Origin of the sequence: Enterobacter sp. PI-10 (genome assembly GCF_027947695.1) — a bacterium.
GTDB lineage: Bacteria > Pseudomonadota > Gammaproteobacteria > Enterobacterales > Enterobacteriaceae > Enterobacter > Enterobacter vonholyi.
The window spans coordinates 242,334-259,393 of sequence record NZ_JAJNOG010000005.1; the positions used below are offsets into that span (position 1 = coordinate 242,334).

The 17,060-nt window shown below is 55.1% G+C and carries 14 protein-coding genes and 5 tRNA genes; 15 read left to right on the top strand and 4 right to left on the bottom strand.

Going from position 1 to position 17,060, the window contains the following annotated elements:
* Positions 1 to 111: 111 nt before the first annotated feature.
* Positions 112 to 774: an OmpA family lipoprotein gene (locus tag LRM19_RS13830; RefSeq protein ID WP_024909080.1), complete on the bottom strand. Its 663-nt coding sequence runs from the start codon at positions 772 to 774 to the stop codon at positions 112 to 114.
* A gap of 213 nt (positions 775 to 987) precedes the next feature.
* Between LRM19_RS13830 and LRM19_RS13835 the strand changes: the two genes are divergently transcribed.
* Positions 988 to 3,267, top strand: coding sequence for a molybdopterin guanine dinucleotide-containing S/N-oxide reductase (locus LRM19_RS13835; RefSeq protein WP_271369175.1), 2,280 nt, complete (start codon positions 988 to 990; stop codon positions 3,265 to 3,267).
* Here the strand turns inward: LRM19_RS13835 and LRM19_RS13840 are convergent.
* Both LRM19_RS13840 and tag read right to left on the bottom strand, forming a co-directional pair.
* A complete protein-coding gene (locus LRM19_RS13840; RefSeq protein WP_271369164.1) occupies positions 3,230 to 3,676 on the bottom strand; it encodes an N-acetyltransferase in 447 nt (148 codons plus the stop codon). The two genes, LRM19_RS13835 and LRM19_RS13840, sit on opposite strands and share 38 nt — an antisense overlap.
* On the bottom strand, positions 3,654 to 4,235 hold the full coding sequence (gene tag / locus LRM19_RS13845) for a DNA-3-methyladenine glycosylase I (protein ID WP_111964349.1): 582 nt from the start codon (positions 4,233 to 4,235) through the stop codon (positions 3,654 to 3,656). The genes LRM19_RS13840 and tag overlap by 23 nt, the downstream gene beginning before the upstream one ends.
* A gap of 162 nt (positions 4,236 to 4,397) precedes the next feature.
* Between tag and LRM19_RS13850 the strand changes: the two genes are divergently transcribed.
* The 9 genes from LRM19_RS13850 (at position 4,398) to dppF (ending at position 14,963) form a co-directional block, all read left to right on the top strand.
* Positions 4,398 to 5,096: an autotransporter domain-containing protein gene (locus tag LRM19_RS13850; protein WP_115876658.1), complete on the top strand. Its 699-nt coding sequence runs from the start codon at positions 4,398 to 4,400 to the stop codon at positions 5,094 to 5,096.
* Between the two features lie 238 nt (positions 5,097 to 5,334).
* The gene (locus LRM19_RS13855; RefSeq protein ID WP_115876657.1) at positions 5,335 to 6,537 is read left to right on the top strand and encodes an L-lactate MFS transporter; all 1,203 of its coding nucleotides are present in this window, start codon (positions 5,335 to 5,337) and stop codon (positions 6,535 to 6,537) included.
* Positions 6,538 to 6,776: 239 nt separating this feature from the next.
* Positions 6,777 to 8,471, top strand: coding sequence for a kdo(2)-lipid A phosphoethanolamine 7''-transferase (gene eptB / locus LRM19_RS13860; RefSeq protein WP_127729194.1), 1,695 nt, complete (start codon positions 6,777 to 6,779; stop codon positions 8,469 to 8,471).
* A 91-nt stretch (positions 8,472 to 8,562) separates the two neighbouring features.
* A tRNA-Pro gene (locus LRM19_RS13865) sits at positions 8,563 to 8,639 on the top strand.
* Positions 8,640 to 9,259: 620 nt separating this feature from the next.
* On the top strand, positions 9,260 to 10,867 hold the full coding sequence (gene dppA, locus LRM19_RS13870) for a dipeptide ABC transporter periplasmic-binding protein DppA (RefSeq protein WP_271369165.1): 1,608 nt from the start codon (positions 9,260 to 9,262) through the stop codon (positions 10,865 to 10,867).
* A 160-nt stretch (positions 10,868 to 11,027) separates the two neighbouring features.
* On the top strand, positions 11,028 to 12,047 hold the full coding sequence (gene dppB / locus LRM19_RS13875; RefSeq protein WP_008502770.1) for a dipeptide ABC transporter permease DppB: 1,020 nt from the start codon (positions 11,028 to 11,030) through the stop codon (positions 12,045 to 12,047).
* Positions 12,048 to 12,056: 9 nt separating this feature from the next.
* Positions 12,057 to 12,959, top strand: a complete 903-nt coding sequence (gene dppC, locus LRM19_RS13880) for a dipeptide ABC transporter permease DppC (protein ID WP_111964354.1) — start codon at positions 12,057 to 12,059, stop codon at positions 12,957 to 12,959.
* Between the two features lie 10 nt (positions 12,960 to 12,969).
* On the top strand, positions 12,970 to 13,953 hold the full coding sequence (dppD, locus tag LRM19_RS13885) for a dipeptide ABC transporter ATP-binding protein (RefSeq protein ID WP_008502772.1): 984 nt from the start codon (positions 12,970 to 12,972) through the stop codon (positions 13,951 to 13,953).
* Positions 13,950 to 14,963, top strand: a complete 1,014-nt coding sequence (gene dppF, locus LRM19_RS13890; RefSeq protein WP_032644494.1) for a dipeptide ABC transporter ATP-binding subunit DppF — start codon at positions 13,950 to 13,952, stop codon at positions 14,961 to 14,963. The genes dppD and dppF overlap by 4 nt, the downstream gene beginning before the upstream one ends.
* Before the next feature lie 43 nt (positions 14,964 to 15,006).
* Here dppF and coaA read toward each other — a convergent pair whose 3' ends face one another.
* Complete coding sequence (coaA, locus tag LRM19_RS13895; protein WP_063145380.1) at positions 15,007 to 15,957, bottom strand: type I pantothenate kinase; 951 nt, start codon at positions 15,955 to 15,957, stop codon at positions 15,007 to 15,009.
* Positions 15,958 to 16,274: 317 nt separating this feature from the next.
* On the opposite strand from coaA, the gene LRM19_RS13900 reads away from it, so the two are divergent.
* The 5 genes from LRM19_RS13900 to LRM19_RS13920 all read left to right on the top strand — a co-directional run.
* Positions 16,275 to 16,350 (top strand) — tRNA-Thr (locus tag LRM19_RS13900).
* A gap of 8 nt (positions 16,351 to 16,358) precedes the next feature.
* Positions 16,359 to 16,443: transfer RNA gene (locus LRM19_RS13905), tRNA-Tyr, on the top strand.
* Positions 16,444 to 16,560: 117 nt separating this feature from the next.
* A tRNA-Gly gene (locus LRM19_RS13910) sits at positions 16,561 to 16,635 on the top strand.
* A 6-nt stretch (positions 16,636 to 16,641) separates the two neighbouring features.
* Positions 16,642 to 16,717: transfer RNA gene (locus LRM19_RS13915), tRNA-Thr, on the top strand.
* Between the two features lie 118 nt (positions 16,718 to 16,835).
* On the top strand, positions 16,836 to 17,060 hold a 225-nt coding region (locus LRM19_RS13920), incomplete at its 3' end, for a GTP-binding protein (RefSeq protein ID WP_008502775.1).

Below are 17,060 nucleotides of genomic sequence, written 5' to 3' on the forward strand. Positions count from 1 at the left end.
TAGTGAGAATACCTTAGCGGGAAAATCAACGATGGCAAGTGGTTCATGCTGGGGTGTGCGGCTTGATGCCCTCACCCCGACCCTCTCCCACTGGGAGAGGAGGAAATGCAATTACTGAATCGGGCTCAACGTAATCTCAACGCGGCGGTTCTGCGCTTTGCCTTCCGCCGTGCTGTTGCTGGCGATAGGGTTGGCAGGGCCCATGCCGCTGGTGCGGATGCGGTTTGCTTCAACGCCCTGAGTGATGAGCGAGCTGGCCACGGCGTCGGCGCGCTGCTGGGACAGACGCATGTTCAGATCCTGGCTGCCGGTGCTATCGGTATAGCCCATCACGTTCACGGCAGTCTTGTTGTACTCTTTTAGCACCATTGCCACGCCGGTGAGCGTGTTCGCACCTGCTGGTTTCAGCGTTGCGCTGCTGCTGTCGAAGGTCACGTTGTTCGGCATGTTCAGGATGATGTTATCGCCGCTGCGCGTCACGCTCACGCCGGTTCCCTTCATTTTGTCGCGCAGTTTCGCTTCCTGCACGTCCATGTAATAACCAACGCCGCCGCCCAGCGCCGCGCCGGCCGCTGCGCCAATCAGAGCGCCTTTGCCGCGGTCTTTCTTCGAGGAGGAGAGCGCCCCAACGCCTGCGCCGACCAGCGAGCCGATACCTGCGCCAATGCCGGATTTACCCGCTTCGCGTTCACCGGTGTAAGGGTTGGTTGTGCAGCCAGAAACAGCCAGGGCACCGCTCACCAGAGCGGCAATAACGAGTACGCGTTTTTTCATCTTCTTTCCTTAATCCTTTTTATTCTTTGCCACGGCGAGCGTGGCAGTTGATTATGACGTCCACATACGGAGAAAATTCCGGGTATAACTCTGAAATTTGTGACAAACCATAAACTGCCTCAGCAAAGAAGGCCGTAAAACCTGCACGCAACCAGGAGCGCACGCTTGAGCACCTCAACGAAAACCATTCTGACCGCCGCCCACTGGGGTCCGATGCTGGTCGAAACCGATGGCGAAAATGTTCTGTCGTCCCGCGGGGCACTGCCAACCCAACATCCCAACTCGTTACAGACCGTCGTTCGCGATCAGGTGCACAGCAAAACGCGCGTGCGCTGGCCGATGGTGCGTAAAGGTTTTCTGGCCTCGCCGGACAAGCCGCAGGGTATTCGCGGTCAGGATGAGTTTGTTCGCGTGAGCTGGGATGACGCGCTGGCGCTGATCCACGCCCAGCACAAGCGTATCCGCAACAGCTACGGTCCGTCCTCCATTTTTGCCGGGTCCTACGGCTGGCGTTCAAACGGCGTGCTGCACAAAGCCTCGACGCTGCTGCAGCGCTACATGAGCCTGGCGGGAGGCTATACCGGTCATCTGGGGGATTACTCCACCGGCGCGGCGCAGGCGATCATGCCGTACGTCGTGGGCGGGAACGAAGTGTACCAGCAGCAGACCAGCTGGCCGCTGGTGCTGGAGCATACCGATGTGGTCGTACTGTGGAGCGCTAACCCCCTTAACACGCTGAAAATTGCCTGGAATGCCAGCGACGAGCAGGGCATTGGGTATTTCGACGCGCTGCGCAAAAGCGGCAAGCGCATCATCTGCATTGACCCGATGCGTTCTGAAACCATGGATTTCTTTGGCGACAGCGCCGAGTGGGTTGCCCCGCATATGGGCACCGACGTGGCAATGATGCTGGGTATCGCCCATACCCTGGTGGAGAACGGCTGGCACGATGTTGAATTCCTGACGCGCTGTACCACCGGTTTCGATAAATTCGCTGACTACCTGACGGGTCAATCCGATGGGATTGCGAAAACGGCAGAGTGGGCGGCAAATATTTGTGGCGTTCCTGCGGAGAAAATCCGCGAACTGGCGGCGTTGTTCCATAAAAATACCACGATGTTAATGTCCGGCTGGGGAATGCAGCGCCAGCAGTTTGGCGAGCAAAAACACTGGATGCTGGTGACCCTTGCCGCGATGCTTGGGCAGATCGGCACGCCGGGCGGTGGTTTTGGTCTCTCCTATCACTTTGCTAACGGCGGCAACCCCACGCGTAAAGCGGCGGTGCTGGCGTCTCTGCAGGGCTCGGTGCAGGGCGGCGTGGATGCCGTGGATAAAATCCCGGTGGCGCGTATTGTTGAAGCCCTTGAAAACCCCGGTGGTTTTTATCAACACAACGGTCTGGACCGCCATTTCCCGGACATTAAATTTGTCTGGTGGGCTGGCGGGTCGAACTTCACGCACCATCAGGATACCAACCGCCTGATCCGCGCCTGGCAAAAGCCGGAGCTGGTGGTGATTTCCGAGTGCTTCTGGACCGGTTCGGCTAAGCATGCAGATATCGTGCTACCGGCGACCACCTCGTTTGAGCGTAACGATCTCACCATGACCGGTGACTACAGCAACCAGCATATGGTTCCGATGAAGCGCGTAGTGGCCCCGCGAGATGAAGCACGTGATGATTTTGAGGTGTTTGCTGAACTGAGCGAACTGTGGGAAGCGGGCGGCCGCGAGCGTTTTACCGAAGGGAAAAGCGATCTGCAATGGCTGGAGACCTTCTACCAGATTGCCGGACAGCGCGGCGCAGCGCAGGGCGTGACGCTTTCGCCATTCGCTGAGTTTTGGGAGGCGAACCAGATTGTCGAGATGCCGGAGAGCGAGCAGAACGCGAAGTTTGTCCGTTTTGCCGATTTCCGCCGCGACCCCGAGAACCACCCGCTGAAAACAGAGAGCGGAAAGATCGTGATTTACAGCGAGCGCATCGCCAGCTTTGGCTATGCCGACTGCCCGCCGCACCCTACCTGGCTCGAGCCGGATGAGTGGCACGGCAACGCCCAGCCGGAACAGCTGCAGGTGTTGTCTGCGCATCCCTCGCACCGTCTGCACAGCCAGCTTAACTATACGTCCCTGCGCGAGCAGTATGCAGTCGCCGGGCGAGAGCCCATCACGCTGAATACCCATGATGCGAAAGCGCGCGGGATTGCCGACGGTGACGTGGTGCGCGTCTGGAACTCGCGCGGGCAGGTGCTGGCAGGGGCGGTGGTGAGCGACGGAATTAAACCGGGCGTGATCTGTATTCATCAGGGCGCATGGCCCGACCTTGAGCCCGCCGAGGGCGGTATCTGTAAAAACGGGGCGGTTAACGTGCTGACCAAAGATCTCCCCAGTTCGAAGCTGGGGAATGGATGCGCAGGGAACACGGCGCTGGCCTGGGTCGAGAAATATGAGGGGCCCGAGCTTACCTTAACGGCGTTTGATCCGCCTGCCAGCTCATGATCCATGTCGGGTGCTGAGTATCATCCTGCCAGGCGCTGTCTTCAATGCGAAAGCCATGAGCATGATAGAAATTCACCGCCCGGACATTTTTCTGGTACACCTCCAGGGTTAAGTGCGAGAAGCGCTGTTGAACATGGTTCAGCAGCGCGCGCCCGATGCCTTTCCCGATGCATGACGGCGCCACAAACAGGGCGCCGACAAACTGAGACTGCATCACGCTGATAAATCCGTAAGGTTCGCCATCCTGTTCCCAAACCCAGGTTTCCGCCGACGGCAGGTAAACGTCCCGCACCATGGCCTCGTTCTCTTTCCAGTAACCCGGCTCGATAAACGGATGCGCTTCCGTGGTGCTTTCAAGCCACAGGCTCAAAAGCGGCGCGGTATTTTCATTTTGCCATTTGCGGATCATGATGGCCTCCCGGATGACAGAAGCAGCCGGTAACGTGGTCATTGACCAGGCCACAGGCCTGCATAAAGGCGTAGCAGATGGTGGAGCCGACAAACTTAAAGCCGCGTTTTTTCAGTGCTTTCGAGAGCGCATCCGAGGCCGGGGTGGAGGCCGGGATTTCCGCGAGCGTGGCGGCCTGAGTGAGTTGCGGTTTGTTGTTCACAAACGTCCAGACAAAATCTGAAAATGATTCGCCGTTTTGCTCCATCGCCAGGTAAGCGCGTGCGTTGCCGATGATGGCCTGGATCTTACCGCGATGGCGGATGATGCCGGCGTCCTGCACCAGCCGCTCCACGTCCTCATCGGTCATCGCAGCGACGGCGACAGGATCGAACTGATGGAAAGCGTTGCGGTAATTTTCACGTTTTTTCAGTACCGTAATCCATGATAACCCCGCCTGCTGGCCCTCCAGGCAGATCATCTCGAAGAGCTTTTTGCCATCCCTTTCCGGCACGCCCCATTCCCGATCGTGATAGTCGATATAAAGCTGATCCTGGCTTACCCAACCGCAACGTTCCATCCGTCATCTCCCTTATTGATACTGATTTCGCAAAAATTTCGTTCTGACTGGCTTGACGTGTTTACTATAAAGACAATAGTTAATACAGGGCCATATGCTCTCTAAGCTCTTCCTGAATAACGACAAATATCGCCGAATTCGGCTCTCTCTGGGGTCGCGTTGATGATGATAAAAAAAATCAGTGGTCGCCATGCTGCTTCTGGCCTGGTGGGAATTTCAGCCTGCCTGTTCTTTTGTAATACAGCGTCTGCCTGGCAACAGGAATATATCGTTTCAGACGCCCAGAATAATACGGCGGAACGCTATACATGGGACGCGGATCACCAACCGCGTTATGAGGATATTCTGGCTGAGCGTATTCAGTCTTCGCAGAACGCGCCGGGACTTGCCCTGAATATACCGTCTGGCAGAACGACGGAGGGGGCAATGAGCGTGGGCTGGAATTTTCCCGTTTCAGCACGCATCACCACCGGCCCGGTGGTGGCATGGCGGTACGACGGCACGACTCCCATGATGATCAACGAGTTTGGTGATAGCGCGTCGACGCAAGCAATCACCGACCCGCTCTGGCATGCCAGCGTCAGCACGCTGGGGTGGCGCGTGAATACCCAGTATGGCGATCTCCGTCCGTGGGCGCAGATTAGCTATAACCAGCAGTTTGGTGAAAACCAGTGGAAATCGCAGTTTGGCATGCCGCAAACGCCAGCCCCTGCCCAAAACGGTAGCTGGATGGATGTCACCGTGGGAACGGATATTCCCTTTAACACGCGTATGGCGGCCTATGCGTCGCTGGCTCAGGGGGAGCACACCACCACCGGTGAGGAGTTTTTATACACACTCGGCGTCAGCGCGAATTTCTAGAGTTGTTACTTTTTTAAACGTTACGATAACATCTCGAATACAACAACCACAGGGTTTACAGCGATAGCAGGTACTAACACGCTATCGCTTTATTCCCGTGCCAGGTCATTCATTCCCGATTCCAGGCATTTCATTCCGTTCCGCCTGCATTTCATGCCGTTTTACCCCAGGCATATTAAGGTTTTGTTTATCGTTGTCCTCAGCGAACTTCCTTAATTTCTCTTGCAGGACAACTGCCATGAACACATCAACCTATAACCGCACGCGCTGGCTCACGCTCTTTGGTACCATCGTCACTCAGTTTGCATTGGGGTCGGTCTATACCTGGAGCCTGTTCAACAGCGCGCTTTCCGACAAACTCGGCGCGCCGGTCAGCCAGGTCGCGTTCTCCTTTGGTTTGCTGAGCCTGGGTCTGGCGATTTCGTCTTCCGTCGCGGGTAAGCTGCAGGAGCGTTTTGGCGTGAAGCGCGTGACCATGGCGTCCGGCATCCTGCTGGGTCTGGGCTTTTTCCTGACGGCGCACTCCAGCAACCTGATGATGCTGTGGCTAAGCGCCGGCGTGCTGGTGGGGCTGGCCGATGGCGCAGGTTACCTGCTGACCCTGTCGAACTGCGTGAAGTGGTTCCCGGAGCGTAAAGGTTTAATCTCCGCGTTTGCCATCGGCTCATATGGCCTGGGCAGCCTCGGGTTCAAATTTATCGACTCCCACCTGCTGGCGTCCGTCGGCCTCGAAAAAACCTTTATGATCTGGGGCGCAATCGTGCTGGTGATGATTTTGTTCGGCGCCACGCTGATGAAAGATGCGCCGCAGCAGGAGGTTAAATCCGTGAACGGCGTGGTGGAGAACGACTTCACCCTCGCGCAGTCCATGCGTAAGCCACAGTACTGGATGCTGGCGGTCATGTTCCTGACTGCCTGCATGAGCGGTCTGTATGTTATCGGCGTGGCGAAGGATATCGCGCAGGGCATGGTGAAGCTGGATGCGGCCACGGCGGCGAATGCGGTGACGGTCATCTCCATTGCCAACCTCTCCGGTCGTCTGGTGCTCGGTATTCTGTCTGACAAAATTGCCCGCATCCGCGTGATTACGATTGGGCAAGTGGTCTCGCTGGTCGGTATGGCGGCGCTGCTGTTCGCTCCGCTGAATGAAGCCACCTTCTTTGCGGCGATTGCCTGCGTGGCCTTTAACTTCGGCGGCACTATTACCGTCTTCCCGTCACTGGTGAGCGAGTTCTTTGGCCTGAACAATCTGGCGAAAAACTACGGCGTTATCTATCTGGGCTTCGGGATCGGCAGTATCTGCGGCTCGCTGATTGCCTCCCTGTTCGGCGGGTTCTACGTGACCTTCTGCGTAATATTTGCCCTGCTGATTATCTCGCTGGCGCTCTCAACCACGATTCGCCAGCCGCAGCGCGAAGTATTCAAAGAAGCGCATGCGTAAGCGGTATGAAAGAGGCCTCTGTGGCCTCTTTTGTCTTTATGCGAGACGCTTCCCGTCTCGATATTTTGTAAAAATTTACACCGATCACACTCTCTGCTGCCACTTTTCTCTCCCGCTGTGGTCTACTTACCGCGCTTGTAGACGTTTCTCATAACGCTTCCTTACGCATTTACTTACTCTGTCCGCTTTCTCTTTGAGATTCGACGGGTCTTTATACCCCTTCCCCCAGGGTTGTTTGCATGAAATACATTAGGTCTCTTACCCAGCAAAGATTGTGTCTGATGCTGGCTGTCTATATCGGATTATTTCTGAATGGCGCGGTACTGTTCAGAAGAGTGGAAGGTTATTTCGAAAACCTTACCGTAAGTAATTGTATTTTTGCCGCAATTGAAGTGTTCGGCTCCGTCCTCGCTACATTCTTCCTCTTACGCTTGCTGTCCCTTTTTGGCCGACGTACCTGGCAAATTTTGGCCTCGCTGGTGGTGATTATTTCTGCCGCCGCAAGCTATTACATGACCTTTATGAACGTGGTCATTGGGTACGGTATCGTTGCCTCGGTGATGACCACGGATATCGATCTCTCGAAAGAGGTGGTAGGGAAAGGCTTCATCGTCTGGACGGTTTTAACCTGTCTGATACCGCTGTTCTTTATCTGGAACAATACGTGCCGCTATACGCTGTTACGCCAGCTGCGCACGCGTGGACAGCGGATCCGCAATATCGTCGTCGTTCTGCTGGCCGGTCTGCTGGTATGGGCGCCTATCCGCCTGATGGAAACGCAGCAAAAACGCGTCGAAAAAGCGACGGGCGTGGATATGCCAAGCTATGGCGGCGTGGTGGCAAACTCCTATTTGCCGTCTAACTGGCTGTCAGCGTTAGGTCTGTATGCCTGGGCGCAGGCGGATGAATCCGGTGATGTTAAGTCGCTGATCAATCCACTGAAAAAATTCACCTACCAGCCGCCAGCCGACGGGCTTGATGATACGTACGTCGTTTTTGTCATTGGCGAAACGACGCGCTGGGATCATATGGGCATTCTCGGCTATAACCGGGATACCACGCCAAAGCTGGCGCAGGAGAAGAACCTGGTGGCTTACCGGGGTTACTCCTGCGATACCGCGACCAAGCTTTCGCTGCGCTGTATGTTTGTTCGCGAAGGCGGTGCAAGCGATAACCCGCAGCGCACGCTGAAAGAGCAAAACGTCTTTGCCGTGCTAAAGCAGCTTGGATTTAGCTCAGACCTGTTCGCCATGCAAAGTGAGATGTGGTTCTACACCAATACCCTGGCAGATAACATCGCGTACCGTGAGCAGATTGGCGCCGAACCGCGTAACCGCGGTAAAAACGTCGACGACATGCTGCTGCTGGAAGAGATGTCGCAATCCCTCAAGAATCATCCGCAGGGCAAGCATCTTGTCATTCTGCATACCAAAGGATCGCATTACAGCTATTACCAGCGCTACACGCGTGATTTCGCGAAGTGGCAGCCTGAGTGCGTGGGCATTAATAAAGACTGCAGCAAGCAGGAGCTGATCAATGCCTATGATAACTCGGTGCTGTATGTGGATACCTTCCTGAGCCGGGTGATCGACCAGCTGCGCGATAAGAAAGCGATTGTGATTTATGCGGCAGACCACGGTGAATCCATCAACGAGAAAGAGCATCTGCACGGTACGCCGCGCAAGCTGGCACCGCCTGAACAGTTCCGCGTGCCGATGATCATGTGGATGTCGGATAAGTACCTGGAAAACCCGGAGAAGGCGAAGATGTTTGCTCAGCTGAAGAAAGAGGCGGAGATGAAGGTGCCGCGTCGTCACGTTGAGCTGTACGACACCATTATGGGTTGTCTCGGCTATACCTCACCGAACGGTGGGATTAACGAAAACAACAACTGGTGTAAACTCCCTGCTAACAGCGTAAAAACCGCGCAGTAGCTGCTCTGGCGAGAATATCGCCAGTTGAATGGCTTTTTGAAAATAAGGGATTGACGGGGGCGCACCTCAGCAGTAAGATGCGCTCCGCATTCGGCGAGTAGCGCAGCTTGGTAGCGCAACTGGTTTGGGACCAGTGGGTCGGAGGTTCGAATCCTCTCTCGCCGACCACATTCTGAAAAGGGCTAACCGCAAGGTTAGCCCTTTTTGCATTATGACCTTATCCCGTCAGAGTATCCAAAACGCCCCTTAGATCCGCTTCTTCCTGCCTGTTAACGATTTTGTGACATAATCCATTGTATTTTTTTATATATAGATTGATCTTTTTTCGCGTTGCTTATGGATAACCTCAGCATTTTTCGCTGTGCGTTTTAGCGTTCATGGAATTTAGTGCTCAGATAATCACCATTCTGCAAGAAAATTTACCCATTCTGAATAAAAGTTAATCACTGATTGTTGCGAAATATGAAGAGACTTGTGCTGCAGGATAGCGAGTAGCATAAATTTCCCTGCTGAAAACTGGCATACATAGTTTTTTTAATCTTTGTTTGCGGTTTCTCACACTCAGCGTAAATCCCCGTCACCTGTATTGACGTTTTCACATTCTGTTGACAGATTGTAGGGCATGAGGGGCATTTCAGGGACGATCTGCGCTGCAACTCAAACGCTCTTCTGAAAGGATTCTCCATCCCTTTAAAGCCTTCGGGCATCACCGACCGGACCGGGTAAAAAATAAATAAAGGTCTGGCGGCGTAACACAACAAAGCAAAACATCACATTGGAGCAGAATAATGAGTATTTCCTTGAAGAAGTCAGGGATGCTGAAGCTTGGTCTGAGCCTGGTGGCTATGACCGTGGCAGCAAGCGTACAGGCAAAAACCCTGGTTTACTGTTCTGAAGGCTCGCCGGAAGGCTTTAACCCACAGCTCTTTACCTCTGGTACGACTTACGACGCAAGCTCTGTACCGATCTATAACCGTCTGGTTGAATTCAAAACCGGTACCACGGAAGTGATTCCGGGGCTGGCAGAGAAGTGGGACGTCAGCGAAGACGGCAAAACCTATACCTTCCACCTGCGCAAAGGCGTGAAGTGGCAGGACAGCAAAGAATTCAAACCAACGCGCGACTTTAACGCCGACGACGTTGTGTTCTCCTTCGATCGTCAGAAAAACGCGCAGAACCCGTACCACAAAGTGTCTGGCGGCAGCTATGAATACTTCGAAGGGATGGGCCTGCCGGATCTGATTTCTGAAGTGAAAAAAGTGGACGACAATACCGTTCAGTTCGTGCTGACGCGTCCGGAAGCGCCATTCCTGGCTGACCTGGCTATGGACTTTGCTTCAATTCTGTCCAAAGAGTACGCGGACAACATGCTGAAAGCCGGTACGCCGGAAAAAGTCGACCTGAACCCAATCGGTACCGGTCCATTCCAGCTGCTGCAGTACCAGAAAGACTCCCGCATTCTGTACAAAGCGTTCGAAGGCTATTGGGGCACCAAGCCGCAGATCGACCGTCTGGTCTTCTCCATTACGCCTGATGCATCAGTGCGTTATGCAAAACTGCAGAAAAACGAATGCCAGGTTATGCCATACCCGAACCCGGCTGACATTGCCCGCATGAAGCAGGACAAGAACATCAACCTGCTGGAGCAGGCTGGCCTGAACGTGGGCTATCTCTCCTTCAACACCGAGAAGAAACCGTTTGATGACGTGAAAGTGCGTCAGGCGCTGACCTACGCGGTGAACAAAGAAGCGATCATCAAGGCCGTTTACCAGGGCGCTGGCGTTGCAGCCAAAAACCTGATCCCACCAACCATGTGGGGCTATAACGACGACGTTAAAGACTACAGCTACGATCCTGAGAAAGCGAAAGCGCTGCTGAAAGAAGCGGGCCAGGATAAAGGCTTCACCGTCGAGCTGTGGGCGATGCCGGTACAGCGTCCGTACAACCCGAACGCACGCCGCATGGCAGAAATGGTTCAGGCTGACTGGGCTAAGATTGGCGTTCAGGCCAAGATTGTGACCTACGAGTGGGGCGAGTACCTGAAGCGCGCTAAAGCGGGTGAGCACCAGGCGGTAATGATGGGCTGGACCGGTGATAACGGGGATCCGGACAACTTCTTCGCTACCCTGTTCAGCTGCGCGGCGGCGAAAGACGGTTCTAACTACTCTCGCTGGTGCTACAAGCCGTTTGAAGACCTGATCCAGCCGGCGCGTGCGACCGACGATCACAACAAACGTATTGAAATGTACAAGCAGGCTCAGGTTGTTATGCACGATCAGGCTCCGGCGCTGATTGTTGCTCACTCCACCGTGTACGAGCCAGTGCGTAAAGAAGTGAAGGGCTACGTGGTTGATCCACTGGGCAAACACCACTTCGAGAACGTATCTGTTGAATAATAAGTAGGGTGTTTTCCCTCTCCCTCCGGGAGAGGGCAAGGGTGAGGGGCGTGCATGCATCCCCTCACCCTCATCTTCTCTCAAGGGAGAAGAAATTTACATTTGTGAGCAATACAGACGTCACGCCACTGGTCGTGCGTCATCAGAGAGAATCCGGGTTATGTTGCAGTTCATCCTCCGACGTCTGGGACTTGTTATCCCCACGTTTATCGGTATCACCCTTCTCACTTTTGCCTTCGTCCATATGATCCCCGGCGACCCGGTAATGATTATGGCGGGCGAGCGTGGTATTTCCCCTGAGCGCCATGCACAGCTGCTGGCTGAACTCGGTCTCGATAAGCCGATGTGGCAGCAGTATCTCCACTATATCTGGGGCGTGCTGCACGGTGATTTAGGGATTTCGCTGAAAAGCCGCCTTCCGGTGTGGGACGAGTTCGTGCCGCGTTTTAAAGCGACGCTGGAGCTTGGCGTCTGCGCCATGATTTTCGCCACTGCGGTAGGTATCCCGGTTGGGGTGCTGGCAGCCGTTAAGCGTGGCTCTATTTTTGACCATACCGCCGTGGGCCTGGCGCTGACCGGCTACTCCATGCCTATCTTCTGGTGGGGCATGATGCTGATCATGCTGGTCTCGGTGCAGCTTAACCTGACCCCGGTCTCCGGGCGCGTTAGCGATATGGTCTTCCTGGATGACTCCAACCCGCTCACCGGCTTTATGCTGATTGATACGGCTATCTGGGGCGAGGAGGGCAACTTCATGGATGCCGTCGCGCACATGATCCTGCCTGCCATGGTGCTGGGGACCATTCCTCTGGCGGTGATCGTGCGTATGACCCGTTCATCGATGCTGGAAGTGCTGGGTGAGGATTACATCCGCACCGCGCGCGCCAAGGGCCTGACGCGCATGCGCGTCATTATCGTCCATGCGCTGCGTAACGCCATGCTGCCGGTGGTGACCGTTATCGGTCTCCAGGTGGGGACGTTGCTGGCGGGGGCGATTCTGACCGAAACCATCTTCTCCTGGCCGGGCCTGGGCCGCTGGCTGATTGACGCGCTGCAACGCCGTGACTATCCGGTTGTGCAGGGCGGTGTACTGCTGGTCGCGACGATGATTATCCTCGTCAACCTGCTGGTCGATTTGCTGTACGGCGTGGTGAACCCGCGTATTCGTCATAAGAAGTAAGGGGCCATCATGTCACAAGTCACTCAAAATAAAGTGGTCGCTGCACCGGTTCCTATGACGCCGCTGCAGGAATTCTGGCACTACTTCAAGCGCAATAAAGGTGCGGTAGTAGGTCTGGTGTATGTTGCTATCATGATCCTGATTGCGGTGTTTGCGAACTTCCTCGCACCGTATAATCCGGCGGACCAGTTCCGCGATGCGCTGCTCGCGCCACCTGCGTGGCAGGACGGCGGTAGCCTGGCGCACCTGCTCGGTACCGATGACGTGGGCCGCGATGTGCTGTCGCGTCTGATGTACGGCGCGCGCCTGTCGCTGCTGGTCGGCTGCCTGGTGGTGGTGCTCTCCCTGATTATGGGGATCGTTCTCGGCCTGGTTGCCGGTTACTTCGGCGGCATCGTTGATAACATCATCATGCGTATCGTCGACATCATGCTGGCGCTGCCAAGCCTGCTGCTGGCCCTGGTGCTGGTGGCGATCTTCGGTCCGTCGATCGGTAACGCCGCCCTGGCGCTGACGTTCGTCGCGCTTCCTCACTACGTGCGTTTAACCCGTGCGGCGGTGCTGGTGGAAGTGAACCGCGATTACGTTACCGCCTCTCGTGTGGCGGGTGCCGGTGCGATGCGCCAGATGTTCGTGAATATCTTCCCTAACTGCCTTGCGCCGCTGATCGTTCAGGCGTCGCTCGGTTTCTCTAACGCCATTCTTGATATGGCCGCTCTTGGCTTCCTGGGCATGGGTGCGCAGCCGCCAACACCGGAGTGGGGCACCATGCTCTCCGACGTGTTGCAGTTCGCACAAAGCGCCTGGTGGGTTGTCACCTTCCCGGGTCTGGCAATCCTGCTGACGGTGCTGGCATTTAACCTGATGGGTGATGGCCTGCGTGATGCGCTTGATCCCAAACTGAAGCAGTAAGAGGCACGAGATGGCGTTATTAAATGTAGATAAATTATCGGTGCACTTCGGCGACGAAGGCACCCCGTTTCGCGCCGTGGACCGCATCAGCTACAGCGTAAATCAGGGCGAAGTGGTAGGCATTGTCGGGGAATCCGGTTCCGGTAAGTCGGTGAGTTCACTGGCGATCATGGGGCTGATTGATTACCCGGGCCGCGTGATGGCGGAAAACCTACAGTTCAACGGTCAGGATCTGAAGCGCATTTCTGAAAAACAGCGCCGCCAGCTGGTGGGCGCCGAAGTGGCGATGATTTTCCAGGATCCCATGACCAGCCTTAACCCCTGCTACACCGTTGGTTTCCAGATTATGGAAGCGATTAAGGTGCATCAGGGTGGGAATAAGAAAACCCGTCGCCAGCGCGCGATCGATCTGCTGAACCAGGTAGGTATTCCTGACCCGGCATCGCGCCTGGACGTTTACCCGCATCAGCTCTCCGGTGGGATGAGCCAGCGCGTGATGATCGCGATGGCGATTGCCTGTCGGCCAAAGCTGCTGATTGCGGATGAACCGACGACGGCGCTGGATGTGACCATTCAGGCACAAATCATCGAACTGCTGCTGGAGCTGCAGCAGAAAGAGAATATGGCGCTGGTGCTGATTACGCACGATCTGGCGCTGGTAGCCGAAGCCGCGCACAAAATCATCGTGATGTATGCGGGCCAGGTGGTTGAGACCGGAAATTCTCACGATATTTTCCGCGCGCCGCGTCACCCGTATACCCAGGCGCTTTTACGCGCGCTGCCGGAGTTTGCTCAGGACAAAGCGCGTCTGGCGTCGCTGCCGGGTGTGGTGCCGGGTAAATATGACCGTCCGCAGGGCTGTCTGCTTAATCCGCGCTGTCCATATGCGACGGACAAATGCCGGGCGGAGGAGCCAGAACTGAACCAGCTGGCTGATGGTCGTCAGTCGAAATGCCACTACCCACTCGATGATGCCGGGAGGCCAACACTATGAGTACGCAACAGGCCACCACGCAACAGCCGCTGTTGCAGGCCATCGACCTGAAAAAATACTACCCGGTGAAGAAGGGACTGTTTGCCCCTGAACGCCTGGTAAAAGCGCTGGACGGCGTCTCCTTTAACCTCGAACGCGGTAAAACGCTGGCGGTGGTGGGAGAGTCAGGCTGCGGGAAATCCACGCTGGGCCGTCTGCTGACGATGATTGAAGTGCCGACCGGCGGTGAGCTCTATTATCAGGGGCAAGATCTACTCAAGCACGATCCGCAGGCGCAGAAGCTGCGTCGCCAGAAAATCCAGATTGTGTTCCAGAACCCGTATGGTTCGCTGAACCCGCGTAAAAAAGTGGGACAGATTCTGGAAGAGCCGCTGCTGATCAACAGTAATCTGAGCAAAGAGCAGCGCCGTGAAAAAGCGCTGGCGATGATGGCGAAGGTCGGCCTCAAAACCGAGCATTACGATCGCTATCCGCACATGTTCTCCGGTGGCCAGCGTCAGCGTATTGCTATCGCGCGCGGGCTGATGCTCGATCCGGACGTGGTGATTGCCGATGAGCCGGTCTCCGCGCTCGACGTATCCGTACGTGCGCAGGTGCTGAACCTGATGATGGATCTGCAGCAGGAGCTGGGGCTGTCTTACGTGTTCATCTCCCATGACCTGTCGGTAGTGGAGCACATTGCTGATGAAGTGATGGTGATGTACCTGGGGCGCTGCGTGGAGAAGGGGACCAAAGACCAGATCTTTAATAATCCTCGTCACCCGTATACCCAGGCGCTGCTGTCTGCGACACCGCGTCTGAACCCGGACGATCGTCGTGAGCGTATTAAGCTGACGGGTGAACTGCCAAGTCCGCTGAATCCGCCTCCGGGATGTGCATTCAACGCCCGCTGCAGCCGCCGCTTTGGCCCGTGCACCCAGCTCCAGCCGCAGCTGAAGGATTATGGCGGCCAGCTGGTTGCCTGCTTTGCGGTCGATCAGGATGAAAATGGCGAAAAGCCACACGCATAACGAAAAAAACCGGCGCTAAGCCGGTTTTTTTATGTCTGATTGATTATTTCCGCAGGCGAATCTGGTCGACGGCGTGCTTCTCGCTCTTGGTGAGGATCAGGCTCGCACGCTCGCGCGTCGGCAGGATGTTCTCTTTGAGGTTCACGTAGTTGATCTCATTCCATAGCCCCGTCGCCACATTGATCGCTTCTTCTTCAGAAAGCTGAGCATAGTGGTGGAAATAGGAATCCGGATCGGTGAACGCCCCTTCACGGAACTTCAGGAAGCGATTGATGTACCAGTTTTGCAGCAGGTCTTCCGGCGCATCGACATAGATAGAGAAATCGACGAAATCCGAGACGAATACGTGATGCGGGTCGTGAGGATAGTCCATGCCGCTTTGCAGCACGTTCAGACCTTCCAGAATGAGAATGTCTGGCTGAACCACCGTTTTATCCCCACCCGGAATGCGATCGTAGATCAGGTGCGAATAGACTGGCGCGGTGACGTTTGGGGCACCAGATTTAAGGTCGGAAACGAATTTCACCAGACGGTGCATATCATAAGAGAGCGGGAAGCCCTTCTTCTTCATCAGCCCGCGTTCTTTTAACACCTCGTTCGGGTGCAGAAAACCGTCGGTGGTGATCAGCTCCACGCTGCGGTGTTCCGGCCAGCGGCTCAACAGCGCCTGCAGGACGCGCGCGGTGGTACTTTTACCCACGGCCACGCTGCCTGCGATACTAATGATATAAGGAATGCGTTGACCGTTCGTCCCGAGAAACTGCTCCAGCACGGCCTGACGACGCAGGTTTGAGCTGATATAGAAGTTAAGCAAGCGAGAGAGGGGGAGATAAATTTCTGCCACCTCTTCCAGGGACAGATCTTCGTTTATCCCTTTTAACCGTGCGATTTCACCTTCCGTCAGCGTCATAGGGACGGAATCACGCAGGGCAGCCCACTGGCTGCGGTTAAAGTGAAGATAAGGCGTCATTAACGTTTGCTCTTTTTTGCTCATAAGCATGCTTCAGCGAGCCAGCACCACACTGCCGGATCGTGGCTCATCACACAGTTAATTTTGGACAATGGGCAGGAGGTTAACACCAGATGACGGGAATAATAAGAAAAAAGATGGAAAGCGCTGCGTTACGCGGAAGCCGTCACGCTACGGTGAATACGGTGCAAATCACGATGATATGTTGAATATTTGACCTCGAATGGCTACTTTTACAGCGCTCTATACGCTGTTCGCATAAAATGTGAGCGAAAGAACGTTTTATGCAAATTTTTAGTTGCATGACCGCGCAGGTATCCATAGAATGCGCGCTACTTGATGCCGACTTAGCTCAGTAGGTAGAGCAACTGACTTGTAATCAGTAGGTCACCAGTTCGATTCCGGTAGTCGGCACCATCAAGTCCGGTGGGGTTCCCGAGCGGCCAAAGGGAGCAGACTGTAAATCTGCCGTCACAGACTTCGAAGGTTCGAATCCTTCCCCCACCACCACTTTCTGGCAGCGTAAATGCCGCCGGAGCTGGTTGGAAAAATTAGCCAGCTCAAACTGAAAAAGAGAGAAATCTCTTTTTTTGTTACAGAAAGAACTGGGTAGCCGAGTTTCAGGATGCGGGCATCGTATAATGGCTATTACCTCAGCCTTCCAAGCTGATGATGCGGGTTCGATTCCCGCTGCCCGCTCCAATACGTGCTGATATGGCTCAGTTGGTAGAGCGCACCCTTGGTAAGGGTGAGGTCCCCAGTTCGACTCTGGGTATCAGCACCACTTCACTTCTCCTTCCCGTTTCTCTCTGTTTCAATTTTACTGTATTCAACAATTCAGGCATTTCGCCTGGTTGATGTGGTGATATCACCGATTTATCCGTGTCTTAGAGGGACAATCGATGTCTAAAGAAAAGTTTGAACGTACAAAACCGCACGTTAACGTCGGTACTATCGGCCACGTTGACCATGGTAAAACAACGCTGACCGCTGCAATCACTACCGTTCTGGCAAAAACCTACGGTGGTTCTGCTCGTGCATTCGACCAGATCGATAACGCACCAGAAGAAAAAGCTCGTGGTATCACCATCAACACCTCTCACGTTGAGTACGACACCCCGACTCGT